General features: G+C 72.6%; 21 protein-coding genes. 12 read left to right on the forward strand and 9 right to left on the reverse strand.

Annotation, left to right across the window (positions count from 1 at the left end; translation table 11 throughout):
• Window positions 1-70 precede the first annotated feature (70 nt).
• From ACRWND_RS23845 to ACRWND_RS23855, 3 genes are all read right to left on the reverse strand, one after another.
• Window positions 71-556, reverse strand: a complete 486-nt coding sequence (locus ACRWND_RS23845; RefSeq protein ID WP_431952703.1) for an NUDIX hydrolase — start codon at window positions 554-556, stop codon at window positions 71-73.
• Window positions 557-1242: 686 nt separating this feature from the next.
• Window positions 1243-1770, reverse strand: a complete 528-nt coding sequence (locus tag ACRWND_RS23850; protein WP_431952705.1) for a hypothetical protein — start codon at window positions 1768-1770, stop codon at window positions 1243-1245.
• Window positions 1771-1882: 112 nt separating this feature from the next.
• Window positions 1883-2668 (reverse strand): glutamate racemase, encoded by a 786-nt coding sequence (locus ACRWND_RS23855; protein ID WP_431952707.1) that lies wholly within the window; start codon window positions 2666-2668, stop codon window positions 1883-1885.
• 55 nt (window positions 2669-2723) lie between these two features.
• On the opposite strand from ACRWND_RS23855, the gene ACRWND_RS23860 reads away from it, so the two are divergent.
• The 5 genes from ACRWND_RS23860 to ACRWND_RS23880 all read left to right on the forward strand — a co-directional run bounded on the left by ACRWND_RS23860 (window position 2724) and on the right by ACRWND_RS23880 (window position 9077).
• Window positions 2724-3944 carry a glycosyltransferase gene (locus ACRWND_RS23860; protein ID WP_431952708.1) on the forward strand — a complete coding sequence of 407 codons (1221 nt, stop codon included), beginning with the start codon at window positions 2724-2726 and terminating at the stop codon, window positions 3942-3944.
• Window positions 3945-4296: 352 nt separating this feature from the next.
• Window positions 4297-4803: a DUF6643 family protein gene (locus ACRWND_RS23865; protein WP_431952710.1), complete on the forward strand. Its 507-nt coding sequence runs from the start codon at window positions 4297-4299 to the stop codon at window positions 4801-4803.
• A 60-nt stretch (window positions 4804-4863) separates the two neighbouring features.
• On the forward strand, window positions 4864-5700 hold the full coding sequence (locus tag ACRWND_RS23870) for an MOSC domain-containing protein (protein ID WP_431952712.1): 837 nt from the start codon (window positions 4864-4866) through the stop codon (window positions 5698-5700).
• Between the two features lie 134 nt (window positions 5701-5834).
• A complete protein-coding gene (locus ACRWND_RS23875) occupies window positions 5835-6443 on the forward strand; it encodes an Rv1733c family protein (protein WP_431952714.1) in 609 nt (202 codons plus the stop codon).
• Window positions 6444-6611: 168 nt separating this feature from the next.
• On the forward strand, window positions 6612-9077 hold the full coding sequence (locus ACRWND_RS23880) for a right-handed parallel beta-helix repeat-containing protein (RefSeq protein WP_431952716.1): 2466 nt from the start codon (window positions 6612-6614) through the stop codon (window positions 9075-9077).
• Here ACRWND_RS23880 and ACRWND_RS23885 read toward each other — a convergent pair.
• On the reverse strand, window positions 9047-11374 hold the full coding sequence (locus ACRWND_RS23885) for a hypothetical protein (RefSeq protein ID WP_431952718.1): 2328 nt from the start codon (window positions 11372-11374) through the stop codon (window positions 9047-9049). The two genes, ACRWND_RS23880 and ACRWND_RS23885, sit on opposite strands and share 31 nt — an antisense overlap.
• A gap of 246 nt (window positions 11375-11620) precedes the next feature.
• Between ACRWND_RS23885 and ACRWND_RS23890 the strand changes: the two genes are divergently transcribed.
• Window positions 11621-12481, forward strand: coding sequence for a DeoR/GlpR family DNA-binding transcription regulator (locus tag ACRWND_RS23890; RefSeq protein WP_431952720.1), 861 nt, complete (start codon window positions 11621-11623; stop codon window positions 12479-12481).
• A 204-nt stretch (window positions 12482-12685) separates the two neighbouring features.
• On the opposite strand, the gene ACRWND_RS23895 is transcribed toward ACRWND_RS23890, so the two are convergent.
• Window positions 12686-13837 carry a PLP-dependent cysteine synthase family protein gene (locus tag ACRWND_RS23895; protein ID WP_431952722.1) on the reverse strand — a complete coding sequence of 384 codons (1152 nt, stop codon included), beginning with the start codon at window positions 13835-13837 and terminating at the stop codon, window positions 12686-12688.
• A 103-nt stretch (window positions 13838-13940) separates the two neighbouring features.
• Between ACRWND_RS23895 and ACRWND_RS23900 the strand changes: the two genes are divergently transcribed.
• From ACRWND_RS23900 to ACRWND_RS23910, 3 genes are all read left to right on the forward strand, one after another.
• Window positions 13941-14249: a hypothetical protein gene (locus tag ACRWND_RS23900; protein ID WP_431952724.1), complete on the forward strand. Its 309-nt coding sequence runs from the start codon at window positions 13941-13943 to the stop codon at window positions 14247-14249.
• 188 nt (window positions 14250-14437) lie between these two features.
• Window positions 14438-14995, forward strand: coding sequence for an ATP-binding protein (locus tag ACRWND_RS23905; protein ID WP_431952726.1), 558 nt, complete (start codon window positions 14438-14440; stop codon window positions 14993-14995).
• 310 nt (window positions 14996-15305) lie between these two features.
• Entirely contained in the window at window positions 15306-16202 is an 897-nt protein-coding gene (locus ACRWND_RS23910; RefSeq protein ID WP_431952728.1) for a DUF2797 domain-containing protein, read from the forward strand.
• 23 nt (window positions 16203-16225) lie between these two features.
• Here the strand turns inward: ACRWND_RS23910 and ACRWND_RS23915 are convergent, their stop codons facing one another.
• Window positions 16226-17449, reverse strand: coding sequence for an ROK family protein (locus ACRWND_RS23915; protein WP_431952730.1), 1224 nt, complete (start codon window positions 17447-17449; stop codon window positions 16226-16228).
• Between the two features lie 408 nt (window positions 17450-17857).
• Here ACRWND_RS23915 and ACRWND_RS23920 point away from each other — a divergent pair, with 408 nt between their 5' ends.
• Together ACRWND_RS23920 and ACRWND_RS23925 are read left to right on the forward strand one after the other, a co-directional pair.
• Entirely contained in the window at window positions 17858-18526 is a 669-nt protein-coding gene (locus ACRWND_RS23920; protein ID WP_431952732.1) for a methyltransferase domain-containing protein, read from the forward strand.
• Between the two features lie 322 nt (window positions 18527-18848).
• On the forward strand, window positions 18849-19595 hold the full coding sequence (locus ACRWND_RS23925) for a maleylpyruvate isomerase family mycothiol-dependent enzyme (protein WP_431952734.1): 747 nt from the start codon (window positions 18849-18851) through the stop codon (window positions 19593-19595).
• A 72-nt stretch (window positions 19596-19667) separates the two neighbouring features.
• Here ACRWND_RS23925 and ACRWND_RS23930 read toward each other — a convergent pair whose 3' ends face one another.
• Together ACRWND_RS23930 and ACRWND_RS23935 are read right to left on the reverse strand one after the other, a co-directional pair.
• Window positions 19668-20063 carry a MarR family winged helix-turn-helix transcriptional regulator gene (locus ACRWND_RS23930; protein WP_431952736.1) on the reverse strand — a complete coding sequence of 132 codons (396 nt, stop codon included), beginning with the start codon at window positions 20061-20063 and terminating at the stop codon, window positions 19668-19670.
• A gap of 130 nt (window positions 20064-20193) precedes the next feature.
• Entirely contained in the window at window positions 20194-20916 is a 723-nt protein-coding gene (locus ACRWND_RS23935; protein ID WP_431952738.1) for a TetR/AcrR family transcriptional regulator, read from the reverse strand.
• A 154-nt stretch (window positions 20917-21070) separates the two neighbouring features.
• On the opposite strand from ACRWND_RS23935, the gene ACRWND_RS23940 reads away from it, so the two are divergent.
• Window positions 21071-21529: a nitroreductase family deazaflavin-dependent oxidoreductase gene (locus ACRWND_RS23940; RefSeq protein WP_431952740.1), complete on the forward strand. Its 459-nt coding sequence runs from the start codon at window positions 21071-21073 to the stop codon at window positions 21527-21529.
• Here ACRWND_RS23940 and ACRWND_RS23945 read toward each other — a convergent pair.
• Window positions 21522-22175, reverse strand: a complete 654-nt coding sequence (locus tag ACRWND_RS23945) for a DUF4230 domain-containing protein (protein WP_431952742.1) — start codon at window positions 22173-22175, stop codon at window positions 21522-21524. The genes ACRWND_RS23940 and ACRWND_RS23945 overlap by 8 nt on opposite strands.
• Window positions 22176-22226: the final 51 nt, after the last annotated feature.

The following is a 22226-nucleotide window of genomic DNA, read 5'->3' on the forward strand; positions in this document are numbered from 1 at the left end:
CAGCGCACGGGCGCCGACCGATGTGTGCGCCGCCCACACTCGTGTCGCTGCCCGTGGTGGCAGCGCACACTCACTCTTGTGGCGGATCCGCGGGCTCGAACCAGGTGGGGCCCTCGGACAGCGCGTGCTTGAGCCGCAGCCGCCCGTGGTTGCCGAGATCGGGCAGCCCGTCCACATCGAACCAGCCGACGTCGAGCGACTCGTCGTCCGCGACCCTGGCCTGTCCGCCGACTGCACGGCAGCGGAAGGTGATGTCCACGTATTGGCAGCGGTCCCCGTTGGGGTAGAGCACGGGCTCGATCGTCTGGACGAGGACGACGCGCTCGGCGACCGCGCGCACCCCGGTCTCCTCCAGCACCTCGCGCACGGCGGTGTCGGCGGGTTGCTCGCCGGGTTCCGCGATGCCGCCGATGAGGGACCAGCGGCCGTTGTCGGCCCGACGGTTCAGCAGGACCCGGCCGTCGTCGTCGAGGACCACCGCCGTGACACCGGGCAGGAGCAACTGCCGGTGCCCGACGAGGGCCCGCAGCTCGCGGATGAATTCGGGAATCGGCACGCCCCCGAGCCTACGTCCTGGGTCGCGCCACGCCCTCCCCCGCGGTGCACGCCCGCGGTCCGGGCACGCCGTACGGGCCCTGGCGCACACCAGGCTCCGCGGCGGATCGTCGCGCTCCGGGGGAGGGATCGCTACCGCGTCGGCCCCCGCCTGCCGCGCCGTGCGGTCCCTGGTCGTCGCCGCGGGACCCTCGGCCTGCCGGGAGGGAGCACACGCCGCCCCCTATCGGCGGGGCCTGCGCCCGGTGGCCGTCGCCGCCGCGGCCGCCCTCGCCGTGGTGCGGGAGATCGTCCTCCCGGCCGGCTCTCCGGCGGCCGGGTTCCGCTATTCGTCGGTTCCGCAGCGGCATTGCGGCGTGTCGCGTGTTCGCGGCGTGTCGCGTGTTCGCGGCGTGTCGCGGAGCGTGCGGCCCCGCCCCGGCCTCCTCGAAGACCTGGAGAACAGCCGGTGACGACTGCCGCCGGGACGACTCACGCGACGGCGCGGCGACCGTCGTCCTCGGCATGGCCCGGACGGGTGAGTCGGGCAAGGTCGCGCTCTGGGTGAACGCTTTCGGCCACCCTATGGAACGTGCCGCTCGCCGGGGCGCCCGGATCCCACGCCGGCCGAGCGCACCGTGCATGCCCTGCGCGCGCCGCCGCACCGGCGAATCAGCGGTGCTCACGGTGAGCGCCCTGGGGCTGCTGCTACGGCCGCACGGCCAGCCGGCTGCGGATGGCCCGGACGGCGCCCTCGGCGTCGTCCACGGTGACGGTGAAGTGCCGGCCGCTGCCCAGGTCGATGACGACGCCAGGCCCACGGCGGACGACGACGGCGGTGCCTTGCTCCGGGCGCCAGCGGTAGCCCCAGCCACCCCAGTGGCGGGGACTGACGACGGGGGCGAGACGGGCGTCGACGATCTCCTCCCACAGGAAGCGGCGCCTTGGCACGCCGATGTGGCCGCAGCGCACCTGGAGCCCGTCTCGGTCCACGTTCACGCGCACGTGCGTGAACGCGACGGTTCCGAACAGCACCAGCAGCCCCACCGCGATGCAGCCCACCACCGACATGACCAGGGGCACGGAACCCGAGGTGTACGGAGCGGCCACGGCGAGCTCGATGCCGAGCGCCAGGCACGCGGCCCCTGCGGCCGCGAGGAGCCACTGGAAGCGGTTGCTCGCGTGGCCCGTCCACATCTGGGGTGTACGCGCTTGGTCACGCTGCGCGTCCGTCATACTTCGCAGCCTACTCACCTCTCGGCGACTTGGCACCGCTGTCCGGCGGGAGACTGCCGAGGACTCCACGCCCGGAGGACGGCCGGACGGGCTCTGGAGGCCGCGCGACCTCTCAGCGCACCTCGGCCGCGGCGGCGACACCGGAACCCAGGGCGCGGCCCTCCGCGTAGGCCGACGCCTCGGGTGTGACGGTGCCCGCCCGGCCGCTGAGGATCACCGCGAGACCTCCGGTGGGCGCCGCGTCCGGCCGCGGCTCGGCGCCGATCCGGCGCAGCGTCTGGGCGGCGACCGCGTCGGCCGAGCCGTAGAGCCGGGCGGGCCCGGCCAGGGCGGCCAGGATGCGGTCGGCGACCAGTTCGTAATGGGTGCAGCCCAGGACGACCGCCTCGACGTCGGAGGGCGTCAGTGCGGCGGCGGCGGCGATGGCGGCGGCGGTGGCGGCCTCGTCCGCCCGGTCGACGGCGTCCGCGAGGCCGGGACACGGCACCTCGGTGATCTCGGCGCCGTTCCCGAAGGCCGCGATCAGATCGCGCTGGTAGGGGCTGCCGGTGGTCGCCGGGGTCGCCCAGATCGCCACCTTGGCGGCGTCGGCGGCGGCGGGCTTGATCGCCGGAACGGTGCCGATGACGGGGATCGCCGGCTCGAGGGCCGAGCGCAGCGCGGGCAGGGCGTGCACGGTGGCGGTGTTGCAGGCCACGATCAGCGCCTGCGGACGATGCTCGGCGGCGGCGAGGGCACAGGCCAGCGCGTGTGCGGTGACGTCCTCGGGGGTGCGCGGGCCCCAGGGCATGCCGTCGGGGTCGCTGGAGAGCACCAGGTCCGCGTCCGGCCGCAGCCGGCGGATGGCGGCGGCCGCGGCGAGCAGGCCGATTCCGGAGTCCATCAACGCGATCTTCACGGGGCACCACCTTACGTGATGCGATTGTCGGCCCGCTTCGCGGCCGTGCAGGGAAATGCCGCGCACGGGAGGGCGGCGGCGGCAGACTGCGGGGGTGACGTGGCTGACGTGGGTGTCCGTGGTGTCGTTGCTGGCGTGGGTGTGGCTGCTGCTGGCGCAGGGGCTGTTCTGGCGGACGGATGTGCGGCTGCCCGCTGTCGCGGCGGAGCCGCGGGAGTGGCCGGACGTGGCGGTGGTCGTCCCCGCGCGGGACGAGGCGCAGGTGCTGCCGCTGAGCCTGCCGAGCGTTCTGGCGCAGCGCTACCCGGGTCACGCCGAGGTCGTCCTGGTGGACGACGGCAGCACCGACGGCACCGGGGAACTCGCCTGGGAGCTGGCGCGGCGCGCGGACGGGCTGCCGCTGCGCGTCGTGACGCCGGGGCCCGTCCCGGCGGGCTGGACGGGGAAGCTGTGGGCGGTGCGGCACGGCATCGAGGTGGCCGCCTCCTCCGGCCGCCCCGAGTTCCTGCTGCTGACGGACGCCGACATCGCGCACGGCCCGGACTCGCTGCGCCGCCTGGTGGCCGCTGCGCAGGGCGACGGCCTGGACATGGTGTCGCAGATGGCCCGGCTGCGGGTGGCCACCACCTGGGAACGGCTGGTCGTCCCGGCCTTCGTCTACTTCTTCGCGCAGCTGTACCCGTTCCGCCGGGTGAACCGGCCGCGCGCCAGGACCGCCGCGGCCGCCGGCGGATGCGTGCTCATCCGCCGGACGGCGGCGGAGCGGGCGGGCGTGCCCGACACGATCCGGCACGCGGTGATCGACGATGTCGCACTGGCCCGCGCCGTCAAGCGCTCCGGCGGGCGGATCTGGCTGGGCCTGGCCGACGACGTCGACAGCGTCCGCCCCTACCCCGGTCTCGCCGAGCTGTGGCGCATGGTGTCGCGCAGCGCGTACGCGCAGCTGCGGCACAGCGTGGTCCTCCTCATCGGCACGGTGCTCGGGCTGCTTCTGGTGTACGTGGTTCCGCCGGTCGCCGCGGTCGGCGGGGCGCTCGCCGGAGAACGGTGGCTGGGCGCGGCGGGCGCGGCAGCCTGTGCCCTGATGTGCGGGACCTATCTGCCGATGCTCCGCTACTACCGGCAGCCGCCGTGGTCCGCGGTGCTTCTGCCGTTCACGGCCGTCCTCTACCTGCTCATGACGGTCGACTCGGCGGTGCAGCACGCCAGGGGCCGCGGAGCCGCCTGGAAGGGCCGCACCTATGCGCGGCCGAGGCCCGACGACGCTTCGGCGTAGACGGCGCCAGGCCGGGCCCCGCGGCATATCCGGGCGCCTGTCGGGACGGCGTTCGCCGGAATCCGGCGAACGCGCCGTTTTCCTTCGTGCGAGTGACCTGTTGGTGCGCTGATGCAGTGGATCCCTCACCGTGCGAGACCGCCCGGCCGGCACCCGGTCGCGCCCGTGTTTCCCGGGCAAGAATGGACGACAACACCCCAGGCCCCTGCCGCCTTTACGGGATCCGTACGGCAGCCGGAGACCGATTTCCTCCGATTCGATCGCAATACGGCTCAGGCGTCACCCACTGCACAGGAAATGTCCTGCTAATCGGTCTCCCCAACCAGCACATCGTGGGCTTAACTTATGGGCTATGACCTCCCCCCGCGGTTCTTACAGCGGTGGCTACTCGTCGCCGTTCTTCCCGGACACCCCCATCTACGACAGCCTGGTCGCAGAGCGGGGCACCCCGCAGATCGCGCCGATCCGCGTCCCGTCCGCGTACGAGACCACCGGCAGCAACCTCCCGGCCCTGCCGGCCGCCCTTCCCGCGCTGCCCGCCGGGCCCTCCCACTACCCCTCCCCGCCGGGCGCGCCGTCGTACTCCGGCCATCCGGCGCCGGGTTACCAGCAGCCCCCGCTGCAGCAGGCGCCTGCGCCCTACATCCCGCAACAGGCCACCGCGCCCCGGCCCGCGGCCTACAACGGCGGGTACCCGGCGCAGCAGGCCCCGCAGCAGTACCAGAGCCCGGCCGGCTACGAGCAAGTACGCCCCGCCGCGGCCCCGCGTCCCGCGCCGCCGCGGCCCGTGGCGCCGACCGGCTACGAGGAGCAGCCGTACCAGCGGCGCAACCTCGGCCAGGGCTACTACTCGGGCTGACGCCCGCGGACGGCCCGGTCCCCGCCGACGGGTGACCGCGCCGCCTGGCACGATGGCGGAATGACGACTCCGACGCCGACACCCCGCCTCAGCTCACTGCACGTCCACCCCGTCAAGTCACTCGGTGGGCAGCGGTTGTCCGAGGCCATGGTGGAGCCGTGGGGGCTCGCCGGAGACCGCCGGTGGATGCTCACCGACGCTGCGGGACGATGCGTCACGCAGCGGGAGCAACCCCGGCTGGCCCTGGCGCGCGCGGAGCCGTCCCCGGAAGGCGGGCTGCTGCTCACCGCTCCGGGCATGCCGGTACTGGATGTCGCCACACCGCGACCGTCCGCGACGGTCGCGGTGCACATATGGGGCGACACGGTGGAGGCCGTACCCGCGGGCGACGCGGCCGCCGCCTGGTTCGGCGCGTTCCTGGGCGCGGAGGTCACCCTCGTGTACCTCGACGACCCCGCCCGGCGCCGCCCGATCGACCCGGACTACGCACGCCCCGGCGAGACTGTCAGCTTCGCGGACGGCTTCCCCCTGCTCGTGACGACCGAGGCGTCACTGGCCCACCTCAACGCGCTGATCGCGGCGGGCGACCACCCCGGGGAGGGGCCGCTGCCGATGGACCGTTTCCGTCCCAACGTCGTGATCGCGGGGACCGATCCCTGGGCCGAGGACTCCTGGTCCCGAATTCGCGTCGGGGACGTCGAATTCCGTGTCGCGAAGCCCTGCGGGCGGTGTCTGGTGACGACGACGGACCAGCGCACCGCGGTGCGGGGCCGGGAGCCGCTGCGCACCCTCGCGCGCCACCGCCGATTCGGGGGCAGACTGGTTTTCGGACAGAATCTCGTGCCCGTACGGCCCGGAACGCTCCGGGTGGGCGACGCGTTGACGATTGTGGGGTGAATGCTCCCGAGACCGCGGCACAAACCCGGTCCCCGGAAGGGCTCCGGCGTCACAGATGCTCCCTTCCTCCGGTTCGTGCCCCGCATGTGCCATGCCGCATGCGGCACTTGGACGGCGAAGGGGGTGCGCGACCGATGGCGGCCACGCACGTACGGTGGTGGCGTTGGCGGAAGAACAGCCTGCGTCGCCGTTCCGACGTGTTCGAAGGCTTCGCGAGCGTGGTGGCCGGGTGTGCCATCGTCCTGGGGGCGCCCGCCGCCGGACTGACCGCGGGACTGGCCGTCGACCGCTCCCTGCAGCACACCGTCCGCGTCGAGCAGGCCAACCGCACCCAGGTCGGTGCCGTGGTGATCCAGGCGGGGCCCCGTGAGGCGGCCGACCCGGATCCCGAGTCCGGCCGTGTACGCGAGGCCCACCGCGACGCCGTGGTCCGCTGGACCGCACCGGACGGACACGTCCACACCGCCCAGGTGCGCGTTGACGCCGCCCGCGACAAGGGCGACCGCGTCACCATGTGGACCGACAAGTCCGGTGTTGTGCCCATGCCGGCGCCCCTGGACGCCCACTCCGCCGCCACGCACGCGATGCTCGCCGGCATCGGCACCTTCTTCGCGACGTGCGTGCTGGGGGTCATGGGCCGCCAGCTGCTGATGTGGCAGTTGATGCGCCGCAGGCTCGCCGAGTGGGAGCGCGAGTGGGCCGCCGCCGGGCAGAGCTGGGGCCGGGCCGGGGCAGGAGGCTGACCACACCGGGTACGTCCGTCGGTGCCGCCCGGCCACCCGCAATCGGCCTCATCCGGCATGATCCGTCAGGTGATCCCTCACCAACTGGGTGATGGCCCCCGCCCGGCGCGCGCTACCGTTGAGGCCCCCAGGTCGGCGCAGTGCAAGAGGACGGGGCAGAGCATCTCCATGGCACAGGGCGTGGTTCAGGTGACGCACACGAGCAGCTCGCGGTGGCGCCGCCGCACGGGAGAGTACGAGAGCCTCGCCGCGGCCCTGGAGGCGGCCACCGAGGGCGACGTGCTCTCGGTGGTCCCCGGGACGTACCGGGAGAACCTCGTCGTGGAGAAGGCCATAACGCTCCGTGCCGCCGAGGGACCGGGCTCCGTGCGGATCGCACCGTCGGCCGGTGTCGCGCTGACCGTACGGGCGGCCGCGACCGTCCAGGACCTCTCCGTCGAGGGTCAGGACACATCCGCCGCCGCCCTGCTCATCGAGGGCGCGGCGCCCGAGCTCACCGGGCTGCGGGTCAACACCCGTTCCGCCGTGGGCATAGAGGTCCGTGACGGGGCGCGGCCGACCGTGCGCCGCTGCACCGTGGACAATCCGGCCGGGCTGGGGATCAGCGTCCTGCAGGCAGCGGGCGGCCTGTTCGAGGACTGCGAGGTGGTGGCCGCCGGCCAGACCGGCGTCTCGGTGCGCGGCGGGGCCTCCCCGAGGCTGGAGCGCTGCAGGATCCACAATTCCTCCGGCGCGGGCCTCGCACTCACCGGAGAGGGCACGGTGGCCGAGGCGGTCGGCTGCGAGGTGTACGAGGTCAAGGGCACCGGCGTACAGGTCGCCGCGCGGGCTGCCGGCCACCTCACCGAGTGCCGGGTGCACCGTACGACCGGCGACGGCATCACCCTGGACACCGACGCGGTGCTGACCCTGTCCGACTGCGACATCCACGACGTTCCCGAGAACGCCGTGGATCTGCGTTCCCGTTCGGTGCTGACCCTCACCCGCACCACCGTGCGGCGCTTCGGCCGCAACGGCCTGTCGGTGTGGGACCCGGGGACCCGGGTCGACGCCAACCAGTGCGAGATCCACGACAGCCAGGGGGACTACCCGGCGGTCTGGGTCAGCGACGGAGCCGCCGCCGTCCTCGACTCCTGCCGCGTGCACACCGTGCCCGACGCCCTGTTCGTGCTCGACCGGGGGTCGCGCGCCGACGTCGTCGACAGCGACATCTTCCAGGTCCGCAACACCGCCGTCTCGGTCAGCGACGGCGCCACGGTGCAGCTCGACGACTGCCGTATCCGCGAAGCCTCCACCGGAGCGTGGTTCCGCGACCACGGCAGCGGCGGCACGCTGTCCGCCTGCACCATCGACGACACGGCGACGGGTGTCATCGTCACCAAGGGCGCCGACCCCACCTTGGAGCGCTGTGTCGTCACCCATCCCGCCGAGGCCGGTTTCTATGTCTCCGCGGGCGGCCGGGGGACCTTCGCCCGCTGCCGGGTCACGGGCAGCAGGGGCTACGGCTTCCACATCATCGACGGCTGCCGCTCGACGCTCACCCGCTGCCGCACCGAGCGGTGTGCCCGCGGGGGCTACGAGTTCGCCGAGCCGGGCCCGGTGACGGAGGACTGCACCAGTGATCAGAGCGGAGAGCTCCGCACCGCTCCGGCATCGTCGGGCGCTCCTGCCGCAGACGTCCAACGAGTGCCTGCGGCGACGACTTTCGGGCTGCTCGGCGGGCTGCCCGTGACCCCGACCAGCGGCGCCGAGCCCACGGCAGCGCCCGTGCCGGCCCCGGCGGCCTCGGTAGCCCCGGCGGTCCCCGCGACGGGCGGGAGCACCCGTCACTCGGACGAGGTGCTGGCCGAACTCGACGCGCTGGTGGGCCTGGAGAACGTCAAACGCGAGGTGCGCTCCCTGATCGACCTGATCGCGGTGGGCCGCAGACGGCTCGAGGCCGGACTCAAGGCGCCCTCTCCGCGCCGCCACCTGGTCTTCACCGGCTCCCCCGGCACGGGCAAGACGACCGTGGCCCGACTCTACGGCGAGATCCTGGCCGCCCTGGGGGTGCTGGAGCGCGGCCATCTGGTGGAGGTGGCCCGCGTCGACCTGGTGGGCGAGCACATCGGCTCGACAGCCATCCGCACCCAGGCGGCCTTTGAGCGCGCCCGCGGCGGCGTGCTCTTCATCGACGAGGCGTACGCCCTCGCTCCCGAGGACTCGGGCCGGGACTTCGGCCGAGAGGCCATCGACACCCTGGTCAAGCTGATGGAGGACCACCGCGACGCCGTCGTGGTGATCGTGGCCGGGTACACCGCGGAGATGGAGCACTTCCTGTCCGCCAACCCCGGTGTCGCCTCCCGCTTCTCACGGACCATCACCTTCGACGACTACACGCCGGTGGAACTGCTGCGGATCGTGCGGGCCCAGGCCGAGGAGCACGAGTACCAGCTCTCCGAGGACGCCGGCGAGGCCCTCTACACGTACTTCACCACGATCCCGAAGGGTCCTGCATTCGGTAACGGCCGCACGGCCCGGCAGACGTTCGAGGCCATGGTCGAGCGCCACGCGGGCCGGCTCGCCAGGATCAGCGAACCGAGCCATGAGGAGTTGCAGTTGCTCTACCCGGAGGACCTCCCCCCGCTGCCCTGACCCTGTACGGGCAGCATCCCCTCCGTGTCCCGGTACTCCGTGTCCCGGTACTCCGTGTCCCGGTACGACGAGCCGAGCAGGCGGGCACGCTCGGCGGCGAAGGCCGGGTCGGCCTGGTAGTCGAAGTGGGTCAGCAAGGGCGCCGGCAGCGGATGCTCCTCCGTCCGGCCGTACGCCACCGGGTCCGGCAGCGGCGCGCGGTCGGCCGGTGGCCCGGGTTCGTCGAGGTGGACCGGACCGCCGATGGGATCCGTAAGGCGCCACAGATTGCGCCAGGAGTGCACTTCCCCGCGGAGCGAGGCCAGGGCGCTGGGACCGAAGTAGGCGGGGAACCAGCGCCCGTACAGCCGGCTCAGCGGGGAACCGTAGGTGAGCAGCGCGATCCGCGTCCGGGTCGCCGGATCCAGCTGCCATATCGCGGCCGCGGCCAGGACGCTCCCCTGGGAGTGACCGGAGAGGATGATCCGCCCGCGGTGTGCCCTCGTCCAGGTCGTCATGCGCCAAGTGAGGTCGGGCACGACGCGCTCGGCGTAGCAGGGCGGGGCGAAGGGGTGCGCGGCGCGCGGCCAGAAGGTGCCGACGTCCCAGAGGATGCCCACGGTGCGACGTGCCCCGGCGTCACGGTAGGCCCGGCGGCCGAGGGCGATCAGGGCGACCACTCCGGCGCCGACCAGCCAGGAACCGAGGCCCTGGGCGGTCTCCGCGACCATGCGCACCCATCCTGGCGCGCCCGCGACGGCCCTGCCGGGGACGGTCCCGCTCAGCCAGGCCCCGCCGAGCGCCCCCGCGCCCAGCAGGAAGGCGACGCCCCCGACGACCCCGATGAACACGGCAGCTTGGTCGGTGAGTTCCGCCCGGGCCCGCGCCGTGGCGATCTGACGGCTGCGGGCGGGCTCGTGCACCTCCCCCGGGTAATCGGACTCCACCTGCGGCACCAGCGTGCGGGCCCGGCGCAGCAGCGCCCTGCCGCGCACGACGACCACGACGGCCAGGACGAGGAGAAGCACCGGGATCGCCGCGGCCTGCCAGGACAGCAGCACAGGCGGCCCGGCGACGGCGCCGCTTCCAGGCGTGGCGCCACGGTCCAGCCAGTCGGCGACCCGTTGGGTGATGCCTCCGGTGAGCACGCCGCCCAGGCAGCACGCGAGCAGTGCCACCGCAGGGCCGCCCAGTCCGCGCAGCTCCGCCCGGCCACCGCCGGAGCGGTGCATCAGATGAGCCACGGACGCGAGCGCCACGAGTAACAGCCCCTGGATCAGAGTGAGCCAGCCGAATGCGTCCCCCGCCGGCAGCCGTCCGCCGGCGGTCCAGCCCGGGCGGTGCCAGCAGGCGTATCCGGTGGCGGCCAGCAGGGCGGCGGCCGTACCTCCGAGCATCGTCCGCGCCGACCGTTGGTCCAGGGCCCTGTCCGGCGCTTGCTCGCTGCGTCCCATGCCGCAGGTCACGGCCACCACCGCGGCCGTCAGTCCGACCAGCACTCCCGTCAGCGACCAACCTACGGCGGCGAGTGTCCCGATCTTTCCGGCGTCCATGTCCCGCTCCAGCGGGGGGACGACCAACGCGACCGAGACCGTGAGCATGCCGGCCGCCGTGTGGGCCGCGCGGAGCCGGGCCACCAACCGCCGCCCGTACCAGAAGCCGCGCCGGGCGAGCGGCGTGACGTCCGACCCCTCAGGCTCTTCCGCAGGCGCGCCAGGAAGGGGCCGCTGCGACTCGTAGGCGTACCAGGTGCGCCGGGACAACCACCACAGCAGCAGGGTCAGTCCGGCGGGCAGCGCGGCCCCGGCGGCGATCCGGCGCCCAGGCTCCCTCGCGGCCAGGAAGGAGAGCCAACTCTTCCCGCCAGCACAGGCGGCGTTGCCGGCGCACTGCCAGGCCACCAGATCCATCGCGACCTCACAGGCCGCGGCCACCAGCAGCACCGTGAGCGACAGGGCCAGCAACCGCACCAGCATGTCGTAGGCCCGGTCCACGCCCGGCCGGGTGACCGGCGGCCGCATCCAGTGGGCCAGGTTGGCCACCATGAAGGGGAGCAGGAGCAGCCACAGCGCGCGGCTGCCGTCCCCGGACGTCAGATTGCACCACGAGTAGGCGTCCGGCACCGGGCCCCCGGCGTAGGCCTGCGGGCGGCGCTCGGCATCGGCGTCCTCGGCACGCCGGTAGATCCCGGCGGTGTCGTCACCGCAGACGCGCGTGATGCGCGGGTCCCTGAGCATCCTCTCCGGCGTCGTCCCACCGACGCCGTGGACCAGCAACTCGAGCGACAGCTCCGTTGGTTCTTCCGCATCCGACCGCATCGCGATCGCCTCCCCGCACATTCCCCGTGACGCGCGTACTGCATTGCGCGTATTCAGAATCGGGCATACATGCCAGTGATGGACAGAGCTGTTCACGAATGCCACCCGAACGTGTCACGGGCGGCGCGTGTGGGACCGGTCACCCCTCGCCCTCCGGCCGGTGTCCGCAGGGCGAGGTCGTGGAAGGATAGCGAGACTGCCGGCCGGCAGCATCGGACCACAGCGGAGGACAGGACGGGACCTCGGGTGAGCGACAACCAGAACCTGCTCGCGGAACAGCGGCGCGCTCTGATCCTGGACGAGGTCCGGCGGCGCGGCGGGGTCCGCGTCAACGAGCTGACCCGGAAGCTGAACGTCTCGGACATGACCGTCCGCCGGGACCTCGACGCGCTCGCCCGGCAGGGCGTGGTCGAGAAGGTCCACGGCGGCGCCGTGCCGGTCGTCCCGGCCAGCAGTCACGAGCCGGGCTTCGAGGTGAAGGCGGGCCTCGAGCCGGGAGCGAAGGAGGCCATCGCCCGCGCCGCCGCGCGCCTGGTCACCCCCGGCAGCGCCATCGCGCTCACCGGCGGCACCACGACGTTCGCACTCGCGCACCACCTGCTCGACGTACCCGACCTCACCGTGGTGACCAACTCCGTGCGGGTCGCCGACGTCTTCCACGCGGCGTCCGGCGGCGCGACGGGCGGCGAGGGCGCCGCGACGGTCGTCCTCACCGGCGGCGTCCGCACCCCCTCGGACTCCCTCGTCGGCCCGGTGGCGGACCGGGCGATCGGCTCGCTCCACTTCGACCTGCTCTTCCTCGGCGTCCACGGAATCTCGGTCGAGGCGGGACTGTCCACCCCCAACCTCGCCGAGGCGGAGACCAACCGGCGCTTCGTGCGATCCGCGCGCCGTGTGATCGTCGTCGCCGACCACACCAAGTGGGGCACTGTGGGCCTGAGTTCCTTCGCTGCTCTGGAAGACGTGGACACCCTCGTCACGGACGCGGGCATCCCCGATGTGCTGCGGGTGGAGATCGCCGAGCATGTGTCGGACCTGGTCGTCGCCGGCGAGCCGGGGGAAGCCGAGTCCGGCGAAGCCGTCGGCGCGGGCCCGGCGAGCAGCTGACGCCCGAGCGGTCGTCGTGCGTCGGCTGCCGGCGCCCCCGGGGACCCTCGTCATCCCCTGGTCGACTCCTCGTCGCGGGCGTGCCCGTCGCCCGCGTTGGCGTCGGCGTACGCGGGGCGCTCGCCTTGCCGAGCCCGCTTCCCGGAGGCGAGCGCACGGTCCGGCCGCCGGTGGGAAGCGTCTGGTAGGACACGGACGGCATGATCAGTCAGGCCAGCGCCCCGTGGCCAGGAACGCGTCGATGGTGGCGGCGTAGCTCCCGGTGTCCAGCCCCTGTTCGGCGACCCAGGCGTCGGAGTAGTACTTGTCCAGGTACCGGTCGCCCGGGTCGCACAGCAAGGTGACGACGCTGCCCGTGCGGCCCGCGGCGACCATTTCCGAGACGAGCTTGAAGGAGCTCCACAGGCCGGTCCCCGTCGACCCCCCGGCTCTGCGCCCGATGGCCGTCTCCAGGGCGCGCACCGCCGCCACGGAGGCGGCGTCCGGCACCTTCATCATCCGGTCGATGGCGCCGGGCACGAAACTCGGCTCCACCCGGGGACGGCCGATGCCTTCGATCCGCGAACCCCGCTCACAGCGCACCGTGTCGTCGCCGTTCACCCAGCCGTCGAAGAAGACCGAGTTCTCCGGGTCCGCGACGCACACCAGGGTGTCGAACTGCTTGTAGCGGATGTAGCGGGCGATGGTCGCCGACGTGCCGCCGGTGCCGGCGGTCGCCACGATCCACGCCGGGCAGGGATTCCGCTCGAGGCGCAGCTGCTGGTAGATCGATTCGGCGATGTTGTTGTTGCCGCGCCAGTCGGTGGCGCGCTCGGCGTAGGTGAACTGGTCCATGTAGTGGCCGCCGGTCTCCTCCGCGAGGCGGGCGGAGACCTCGTACACCGTCCTCGGGTCGTCCACCAGGTGGCACCGGCCACCCTGGAACTCGATCAGCCGCTGCTTCTCCCAGCTGGTGGTGCGCGGCATGACCGCGATGAACGGCACGCCGATCAGGGCCGCGAAGTACGCCTCGGACACCGCGGTCGAGCCGCTGGAGGCCTCGATGACGGGTTTGCCCGGCCGGATCCAGCCGTTGCACAGTCCGTAGAGGAAGAGCGAGCGGGCCAGGCGGTGCTTGAGGCTGCCGGTCGGGTGGGTCGACTCGTCCTTCAGGTACAGGTCGATACCCCAGGCGTCGGGGAGCGGAAAGCGCAACAGGTGCGTGTCGGCGGAGCGGTTGGCGTCCGCCTGGACCTTGCGCACCGCCTCTTTGAGCCACCGCCGGTAGTGCGGGTCGGTCCGGTCCACGTCGGCGGCGGGCACGGCCTGCGCCGTCCCCGTACGGTCTTCAGGGGCGTCCTTCTCGTTGCCGCTCACCTGCGCCGCCTTCCCTTAGCGCCACTGCTCCGATGATAGGCAGCCGCTGGTACGGCGCCCCCGGAACGGGCAGACTTGCAACGGACGAAGGAGGGGATGCGCCGTGGCCGAAGCGGAGTTCACCGCCACAGGGGTACGCATCGGACGGCGCCTGCGGTCGCTGACCCGGGGCGGGCAGGTCCTCATCCAGGACGGGCGGCTGGTGCTGCTCACCAGCCGCGGGCGGGAGATCGACAGTGCCCCGGTGGAGGACGTCCACGCCCTGACCCCGCGTTTCGCGGTGCGGCGCCGCACCTTGACCCGGCTCAACGGAACGGGCTATCTGCTGACCTTGCGCAGGCAGGGCGCCGCATCGGCAAGTCGCTTCCTGGACGCTCTGCGAACCGCTCGTGAGCGGGTCGCTCGCCATTGATCCGGACGGAACGGCACTCTCCGCGTTCGTGGAGTTGCGGTAAGCATCCATCGGGGTGATCCTGGGGTGGCGTCACGGAGTCACTGCAGCAGTCACTCACAGCAATCCCGCAAAGGTGTTCCCATTCCATGCGGGCGGGGCACGCCCCGGTCACAGGGGCTGCCCTCGCCGCGGAGGGAGTCGCAGCCGTGATCAGCTCAGAAGGCAGTAAGCGGCAGTGCGCTCTGGAACTTGAGGCACTGCCGTCCCGGATCCAGCAGGTACGCCGTATCGTCGCCGCCCAGCTCCGCTACTGGCGGCTGGACCCGCTGATCGACCCCACTCTGCTGGGTATCACCGAACTGCTCGGCAACGTCCACCGGCACGCCCGGCCGGACAAGCGCTGTTCCGTCGAGTTGAGCTTCGCCTCCGGCTGGCTCACCGTCGCCGTCTCGGACAACGATCCGCGCCTGCCGCGGGTCCGCGAGTTCGAGCCCCTGGCCACCTGCGGCCGCGGCCTCGCCATGGTCGTGTCGATGAGCGACAGCTGGGGTACCGAGACCCTCAACGACGGTGGCAAGGTCGTATGGTTCACGCTCCGGGCCGAGGCCACGGTCTCGCCCAGGACGATGACCGAGCAGCTGTCGGCCGCCGTCGTCCGCAAGGTCGCACCGCGGACGCTGCCGGTCCTGCCCGAGACGCCGGAGGCCTGGCCCCCGGCGCTCGATCGCCTGGTTCCGGCCGCGGGCGAACCGGTTCTGGCCTGACGCCCGGCCGCCGCACCCCTCGAGGGCACGGCGGCCGTGGCCCTCCGGGCCGTCGTCGGCGGAGCGCTTCCGCGACGATGGCCCTCCTTTCGTGCGGCACGCGGCACGGATCGGACGCGCCGACGGCCGGGGCACCTCTCGCCCGGGCGGCGAAAGAGCTCGCGGCGGCGTCCGTCGCCGCGCTTCCGCCGGATGCTGCGGTGTTACCCGACCGACGCCCTGAGACGGAGCGCGCGATGCCGCAGGGCGTCGTAGGCCGGGCGTTCCCGGAGCAGGGCCCGTGTCAGAGGGTGCGCCTACCATGCGGGTCATGTGGCGATGCACAGGTCTGCGATGGGTCTCCGGAGGTCCGGCGTGGACCTGGTGGCACCCTCGCCACGGGGACCGGCGCAGCCCCGTGCGCCGCGGCGAAGCGCTGGCTCTCGCCGTCGAGCCGCATGCGGTGCGGCAGTGCGCGGGCGTGTGGCGTTCCGGGCGCTGGACCCCTTGCCCGCGGGCCGCGGAACTCCCCCCGCAGGCGCGCCGTGACCAGTGCGAGCAGTGCGCGGCGCTGGACCGCTCCCGTTCGGTTGCCGCGGACACCCTGCTGGACGACCCGCGGCCGTTCGCGGTGTATCTGGCCTGGTTCGGCCCGGGGCTGGGCAAGGTCGGCATCACGGCGGCCGAGCGGGGCAGCGCACGACTGCTCGAACAGGCCGCGATCTGCTTCACCTTTATCGGCCACGGCCCGCTGATGGCCGCTCGCCGCGCCGAGGCGGTCCTCGGCTCCGCGCTGGGCATCCCCGACCGGGTGTCGTCGTCGGCGAAGCGTGCCGCCCGCGTAGCGCTGCCGCCCGCAGCCGTCCGAGAGGCCGAGCTGCGGACGCTCCACGAGGCGGCGGCCGCCGTGCCCGACTGGCAGGACACCCTCACGGCCACCGGGTTCCGGCCCGTGGACCACGCGGCGGTGTTCGGTGTGGAGCCCGACCCGCCCCGGGCGACCGCCGTGGTGACCGGGCTCGCCTCGGGTAGCGCTCTGACCGGCACCGTCGCGGCGGTTGCCGGGGGCGATGTCTACCTGCGTGCCGCCGGGCAGTCCGGCGGCGTACTGCTGCTCGACACGCGTCTGGTTCCGGGGTGGCCGCTGACGGCGTCGGCCGCGGGCCTGCCGGCACCCCCCGTCCAGGCGGTGCCACCGGCCACCTCGCCGCCGGAGCCGCTTTTCTGAGGCCCCGTCACGTATGCGGAAGGCTAGGCCCCGAGCGCCGCGAGCGGGTCGTCCAACACGGGCTGCCAGGCCAGTTCGGCGGCGCCCACAAGGCTGTTGTGGTCCAGGGCGCAGGCAAGCAGCGGGACGCCGCCGCTCCGGCCCCACAGGCTGCGCTCGGCGACGACGGCGCGGAGCCGCTCGGGGTCCGTGTCGAGCAGCCAGCGGTGCAGCCCGCCGAGCAGGATGCGGTCGGGATTGAGGACGTTGACCAGTCCCGCGAGTCCCTGCCCGAGGCGGTCGATGAGGCGGTCGGCCGCGCCGCGCACTGCCGGGTCGTCGTACTCCTCGCGGAGCAGCGCGCGGCACTGGTCGGTCAGCGAGCCCTCGGGGCCGGGGACACGGGCGGCGGCCTCCAGGAAGGCCAGAGGGTCGACCTCGACATCGAGGCAGCCGCGGCTGCCGCAATGACAGGGGCGGCCCTCGGGGTTGACGGTGAGGTGGCCGACCTCGAGGGCCAGTCCCGCGCTGCCGGTGTGGAGCCTGCCGTGCAGCACGAGGGCGCCGCCCACACCGCGGTGGCCGGTGGCGACGACCAGCAGGTGTTCTGCGCCCTGCCCTGCGCCATGCCGGTGCTCGGCGAGCGCGGCGACGTTGACGTCGTTGCCGACGAAGCATGGTGGCGCTGCCCCGTTGGGGGCGATGATGCCGGACCGCTCGATCTGCTCGCGGAAGAGGTCCAGCACGGGAGCTCCCGCGGCCCACGCGAGGTGCAGCGGGTTGAGCGCGGTGCCCTCGGGCTCGGCGATGGCGGACGGCACCGCGAGTCCCGCGCCGGCGCACTCCCGCCCGGAGGCGCGCAGCAGCTCCGCGCCGGCCTCGACGACGGCTCCGAGGACGCGGGCGGGGTCCGCGGGCACGGTCATGGCGACCGGTCTGGACGCGAGGATGTGACCGCCGAGTCCGACCAGGGCGGCGCGGAAGCCGTCGGCGTGGATCTGGGCGGCGAGGACGACGGGCGCCTCGGGGTTGACGGCGAGCCGGTGCGAGGGCCTGCCCTGCGCCCCGGCAGGGCCGCCCGGCCGCGTGTCGACACGGATCAGGCGCAGTGCCTCCAACTCGGCGGCGACGGCACCCGCGGTCGCCCGCGTCACACCGAGTTCGGCGGTGAGTACGGCGCGGGTGGGCGCACGCCCGGTGTGCACGAGCGCGAGCGCGGGGCCGAGCGCACCGCGGCCCCGCTCCAACCTGGTCCGAGTCTGGGTCACAGCTCTATTCTCACTTTGTGCCGGGGGTAAACAAAATACGGAGCGTACTCGCCCAGCAAGATCGCGCAAGTCCGACGCTACCGCTTCGGCGCCTTTGATTCGCCTCATCGCGGTCTTCGCCCGCGACGGATTCGTCCCGGCAGGCCGGGCTGTTCGCAGCCCCGCCGGGGGAGCAGGCAGGCGCCCCCTCGGCGCTCGTTTCGGCGTGTCGAGGGGGCGGTCGTCACTACCCGTTCCCACGTGGCGCCACGGATCTCGCCCCTCCCTTGTCGCCTTGGGATCCGGCGGCATGGCGGCATGAACGTCACCGCGAACAGCGTCACCGCCCGGGCTGCCGACCGCACCGCACCGCCGGCGACCACCGCTCCACCGGCCCGCAGGACCCCGCCCCCGCCCTATCGTTGGCTGATGCGCGCACATCCTGTCGACCGCCCAGCCGACCTCGATGTCGTCCGTGAGTCCTATGACCGCGTAGCCGACAATTACGCCCGAATGGTGGTGACGACGGGAGTCGGCGACATCCGCACCCACCCATGGCTCAAGGCGTCGATCGACGCCTTCGCCGACACCGTGAGGGGGCTCGGCCCTGTCCTCGACGTCGGCTGCGGACCCGGAACGGTGACCGCCTACCTCGCCGAACGCGGTCTCGAGGTGTCAGGTGTGGATCTGTCCCCCCGCATGATCGAGAACGCGCGCCGTCTTCATCCGCACTGCCGCTTCAGCGTCGCCTCGGCCACCGATCTCGACCTCGGTGCAGCGTCCCTCGGCGGGGTCCTCGGGTGGTGGTCGCTGTTCAATCTGCCCCGTGACGTCCTTCCGCAGGTTCTCGGCCTGTTCGCACGTGCGTTGAAGCCCGGCGGGCACTTCATCACCGCGACGCATGTCGGCGACGGGGACGCGGTGCGCACCGAAGCCTACGGGGGCGTGCCCGTGCGTTGGACGACACACAAATGGCGGCCGGAACAACTCGTCGGCCTGATCGAGGGGGCCGGCCTGCACCCGGTCGCCGAACTCCGGCTCCCTCCGGAGGAGTACAGCGGGCCGGGCGTGGTCGTGATGGCCAGGCGTCCCGGCTGACGATCAGCGCCGGACGGCACCGAGAGTCTGAAGGGCCCCACCCGGCGCCTGCCAAACCTCGTACGGAGGCTCCCTTGGACCGGTCACGCCGGCCTCCGGGACTTGGCCCGCCTGGTCGGTCGACCGCGAGCTCGGGGCGTGCGCCCTTCCCAAGCACTCACCACGTGCCTCTGGTCGCGGTCTGCGCCGCACGGCGCCGGGTGGCAGCGGCCGCCTGCCGTGCCGCGCCGTCCTCCCTTCAGCACCCCCGCCGCCGTCGCCACTCGACGCACCGAACGGTACGGCCGGTCCGGCTGTCGGTGCCGACTGCCACAATCGCGCCATGAAGACCGCCGATCACATCGAGGTGCTGCGACACGACGGCCGACTGCTCGCCGACGCGGCAGAAGGAGCCGGGCTCGCCGCCGAGGTGCCGTCCTGCCCCGGCTGGCGGGTACGCGAGTTGGTCCGCCATCAAGGGACCGTGCACCGTTGGGCGACTCGTTACGTCGCGGAGGGACGTCGGCGGCCGGAGGCCATCGAGGCCGAGGTTCCGGACGACGACCCCTCATTGCTCCCCTGGTTCCGCGAAGGTCACGGGCTACTGGTCGCGGCCCTCGAGGCGGCACCCGCCGACCTGGAGTGCTGGCACTTCCTCAACGCCCCTTCCCCGCTTGCCTTCTGGGCGCGGCGCCAGGCGCACGAGACGGCCGTACACCGGGTGGACGCGGAACTCGCCGCCGGCCGCGATCCGTCCCCGATCGCCCCGGCGTTCGCGGCCGACGGAATCGACGAGTTGCTCGCGGGCTTCCATGGACGGCCGAGGAGCCGGGTGCGCAGCGAAAGCCCCAGGACGCTCCGCGTGCGCACAACGGACACCGGCGCCGGTCGGGACGATTGGCTCGCGCGCTTGTCGGCCGACCCCCTGTTCGTCGAGCGTGCTGTGCCCGGTGAGGCGGACTGCACTGTGAGCGGCAGGGCCGAGGATCTCTACCTCAGCTTCTGGAACCGAGGCGCATACGAGAAGTTGCAGGTCACAGGCGATGCCTCCGTGCTCGACCTGTGGCAGCGCACTGCGGCGATCGAATGACCCGAACGCGACCCGTGCGGGGGCGTCCCTTCGGACGGCCGGCGGCGTCTGCGGGCAGCGACGCCGGGCGCCTCAGGCCTCGCCGAGCGTCCGCTCCAGGACGGCCCGTTGCACCGGCTTGACCTTCTCGTGGCGTGCGCGGCCGGCGTCGGTGAGCGCGACCCGCACCCCGCGACGGTCCTCGCTGCAGATCCCCCGGGTGACGAGGCCGTCCTTCTCCAGCCGGCCCACCAACCGGGAGAGCGCGCTCTGACTCAGGTGCACGCGGTCCGCGAGTTCCTGAACGCGGTAGGTACCACCGGCCTCGTCCGGGTCGCCCTCGGCGAGCAGGTCGAGCACCTCGAAATCGCTCGCACCGAGCCCGTGCAAGCCCAGTTCACGATCGAGTTCGCAAGCGGTGCGCGCGTGCAGGGAGAGGACTTCACGCCACCGCTCCACGAGCACACGCTCGCTCTTCACGCCGGTCATGGCCGCAGAATAGCAGGAAATCGCGACTAAATGTACGCACATTAAATGTGCCTGAATATAAATGCGCCTCGTTGCATCCCCCGACAGGGACCGCGGGGCGCTTTCCCGCACCCCGCACGACACCGCGGGTTCACTCCGGCGAAGAAACCCGCCCGCGGCGGATCCCCGTCTGCTGCGCGAGGCCCGCGACGGCGTGATCGAAGAAGTCGTCGCGCGCCTCGACCACATTGTCGAACTGGCCGAACACCTCGAAGCTCACCAGGCCGAAAAGCTGCGCCCAGACGGCCACGAAGGAAGGGATCACCCGCGGCGGCAGCTCGCTCTCCAGGTCCCTGCTGAGCCGCCAGGCGTCGGCGTGGACGGCCTCGGACAGCGGGGGGTCGACCGGGGGGATGGCGAGCGCCCCGGCGGCGTGGGCCTCCGCGGCCACGGCGAGGAGCGCGAGCCCGACCCGGGACGCGGGTCCGATCGTGTCGAGTGGCGCGGAGTAGCCGGGCACGGGCGAACCGTAGATGAGGGCGTACTCGTGCGGATGACCGAGGGCCCAGCGGCGCACGGCCCGGCAGACCTCACTCCAGCGCTCCACGGGGTCAACGCCGGCGGCGCGGGCCAGCGCCTCCTCCGCGGCGGCCCCCACGGCGTCGTAGGCGTCGACGATGAGGGCGGTGAGCAGTTCATCCCGACTGGGGAAGTAGCGGTAGAGGGCCGACGAGACCATGCCCAGCTCCCGCGCCACGGCGCGCAGCGAGAGTCGCGAGGCGCCCTCGTCGGCAAGCTGCCGGCGCGCCTCTTCCTTGATGGCCGCGGTCACTTCCTCGCGGGCCCGTTCCCTGGCGGTTCGGATGACGCTCATGGGATCAGTGTAGGCACGGACGGAACGACGACCAGAAACGAGAGCACCGCTCTTGCAATGGCATCCGCAGACGTGCACACTGTTCTCAAGCGAGAGCACCGCTCACGGACCTGGGGGGTCCGAGGCCTCGCACGCACGTCAGGGAGGAGCCCTCATGTCCGAACACGTCATCAGGCCCGGATGGTTCACGGTCAACATCCTCAACCGCGCGGTGGCGTGGCTGACCCGCCGCGGCCTCAGCGTGTGGGGCTCACGGGTGCTGGCCGTCCGAGGACGCAAGAGTGGGGAGTGGCGGCGCACCCCGGTCAACCTGCTGGTGGTGAACGGGGAGCGCTACCTCGTGGCGCCCCGCGGGCACGTCCAGTGGACGCACAACATGCGGGCCGCCGGCGGCGGTCAACTGCTGCTGGGCAAGCAGGTCGAGGAGTTCGGTGCGGCCGAGCTCGCCGACGACGACAAGCCCGAGGTACTGCGTGCCTATCTCAGGCGCTGGAAGGCCGAGGTAGGCGTGTTCTTCGGCGGTGTGGGGGCGGACTCCACCGACGAGGAACTGCGTGCAATAGCCCACAAGCACCCGGTCTTCCGCATCACCGAGCACCGGCCCGTCAGCTGAAGCGGACCTCCACCTTCTCGAACCCCAGCGAGGTCAGCAGCCGCTCCAGCATGGCACGGGTGTTGGTCTCCGCCCGTTTCGTCAGCTCGGTGGCCTCCGCCGCCTGCTGGATCTTCTTCACGGCGAGTTGCTGGACCTGTCGTTCGTCCGCGGGGTGAGAGGAGAAGAAGTCGCCCAGCCGGTCGAAGAAACCGCGCTCCTGGGCGACCAGATAGGACCGGTCGAGGTCGAGCGAGGCCCTCTCGAGGCGGGCGTGGGGCAGGGTGAGGATCGCGGAGGTCCGGTCCTCGGAGACCGTGACGCCCTTCGGGCCCACGTCGCCGAGGTCCACGTAGGCGTCGACGCTACCGGCCCCCACATACAGCGTGCGCCTGCCGCGCACGGCGTCGGGAAGGAACTTGGCGTCCTTCTCCAAGTCGACCACGACCTGGAAGTCGCCACTGGCTCCCTCGAAGCGGTTCATGTCCTGGATCGCTTTGAGTACCACAGGGCCGGTACGGTCCTTGGTCTCCTCGGCGAAGGGGTTGGGCAGGCCGGGTATCAGTTCGGCGCGGGCGATTAGAAACAGAAGTCCGCCGAGCACGACGAGCCCGGTGAGCGTACGCACCCACCACGGCAGCCTTCCGTCTTCGTTCCTCAAGGGCATGACGAGGAACCTCCCACAAAGTCGTCTGCCCCTCAACTCCCTTTGAATGAC

This window comes from Actinacidiphila sp. bgisy167 (assembly GCF_965342175.1).
Classification (GTDB): Bacteria; Actinomycetota; Actinomycetes; order Streptomycetales; family Streptomycetaceae; genus Actinacidiphila.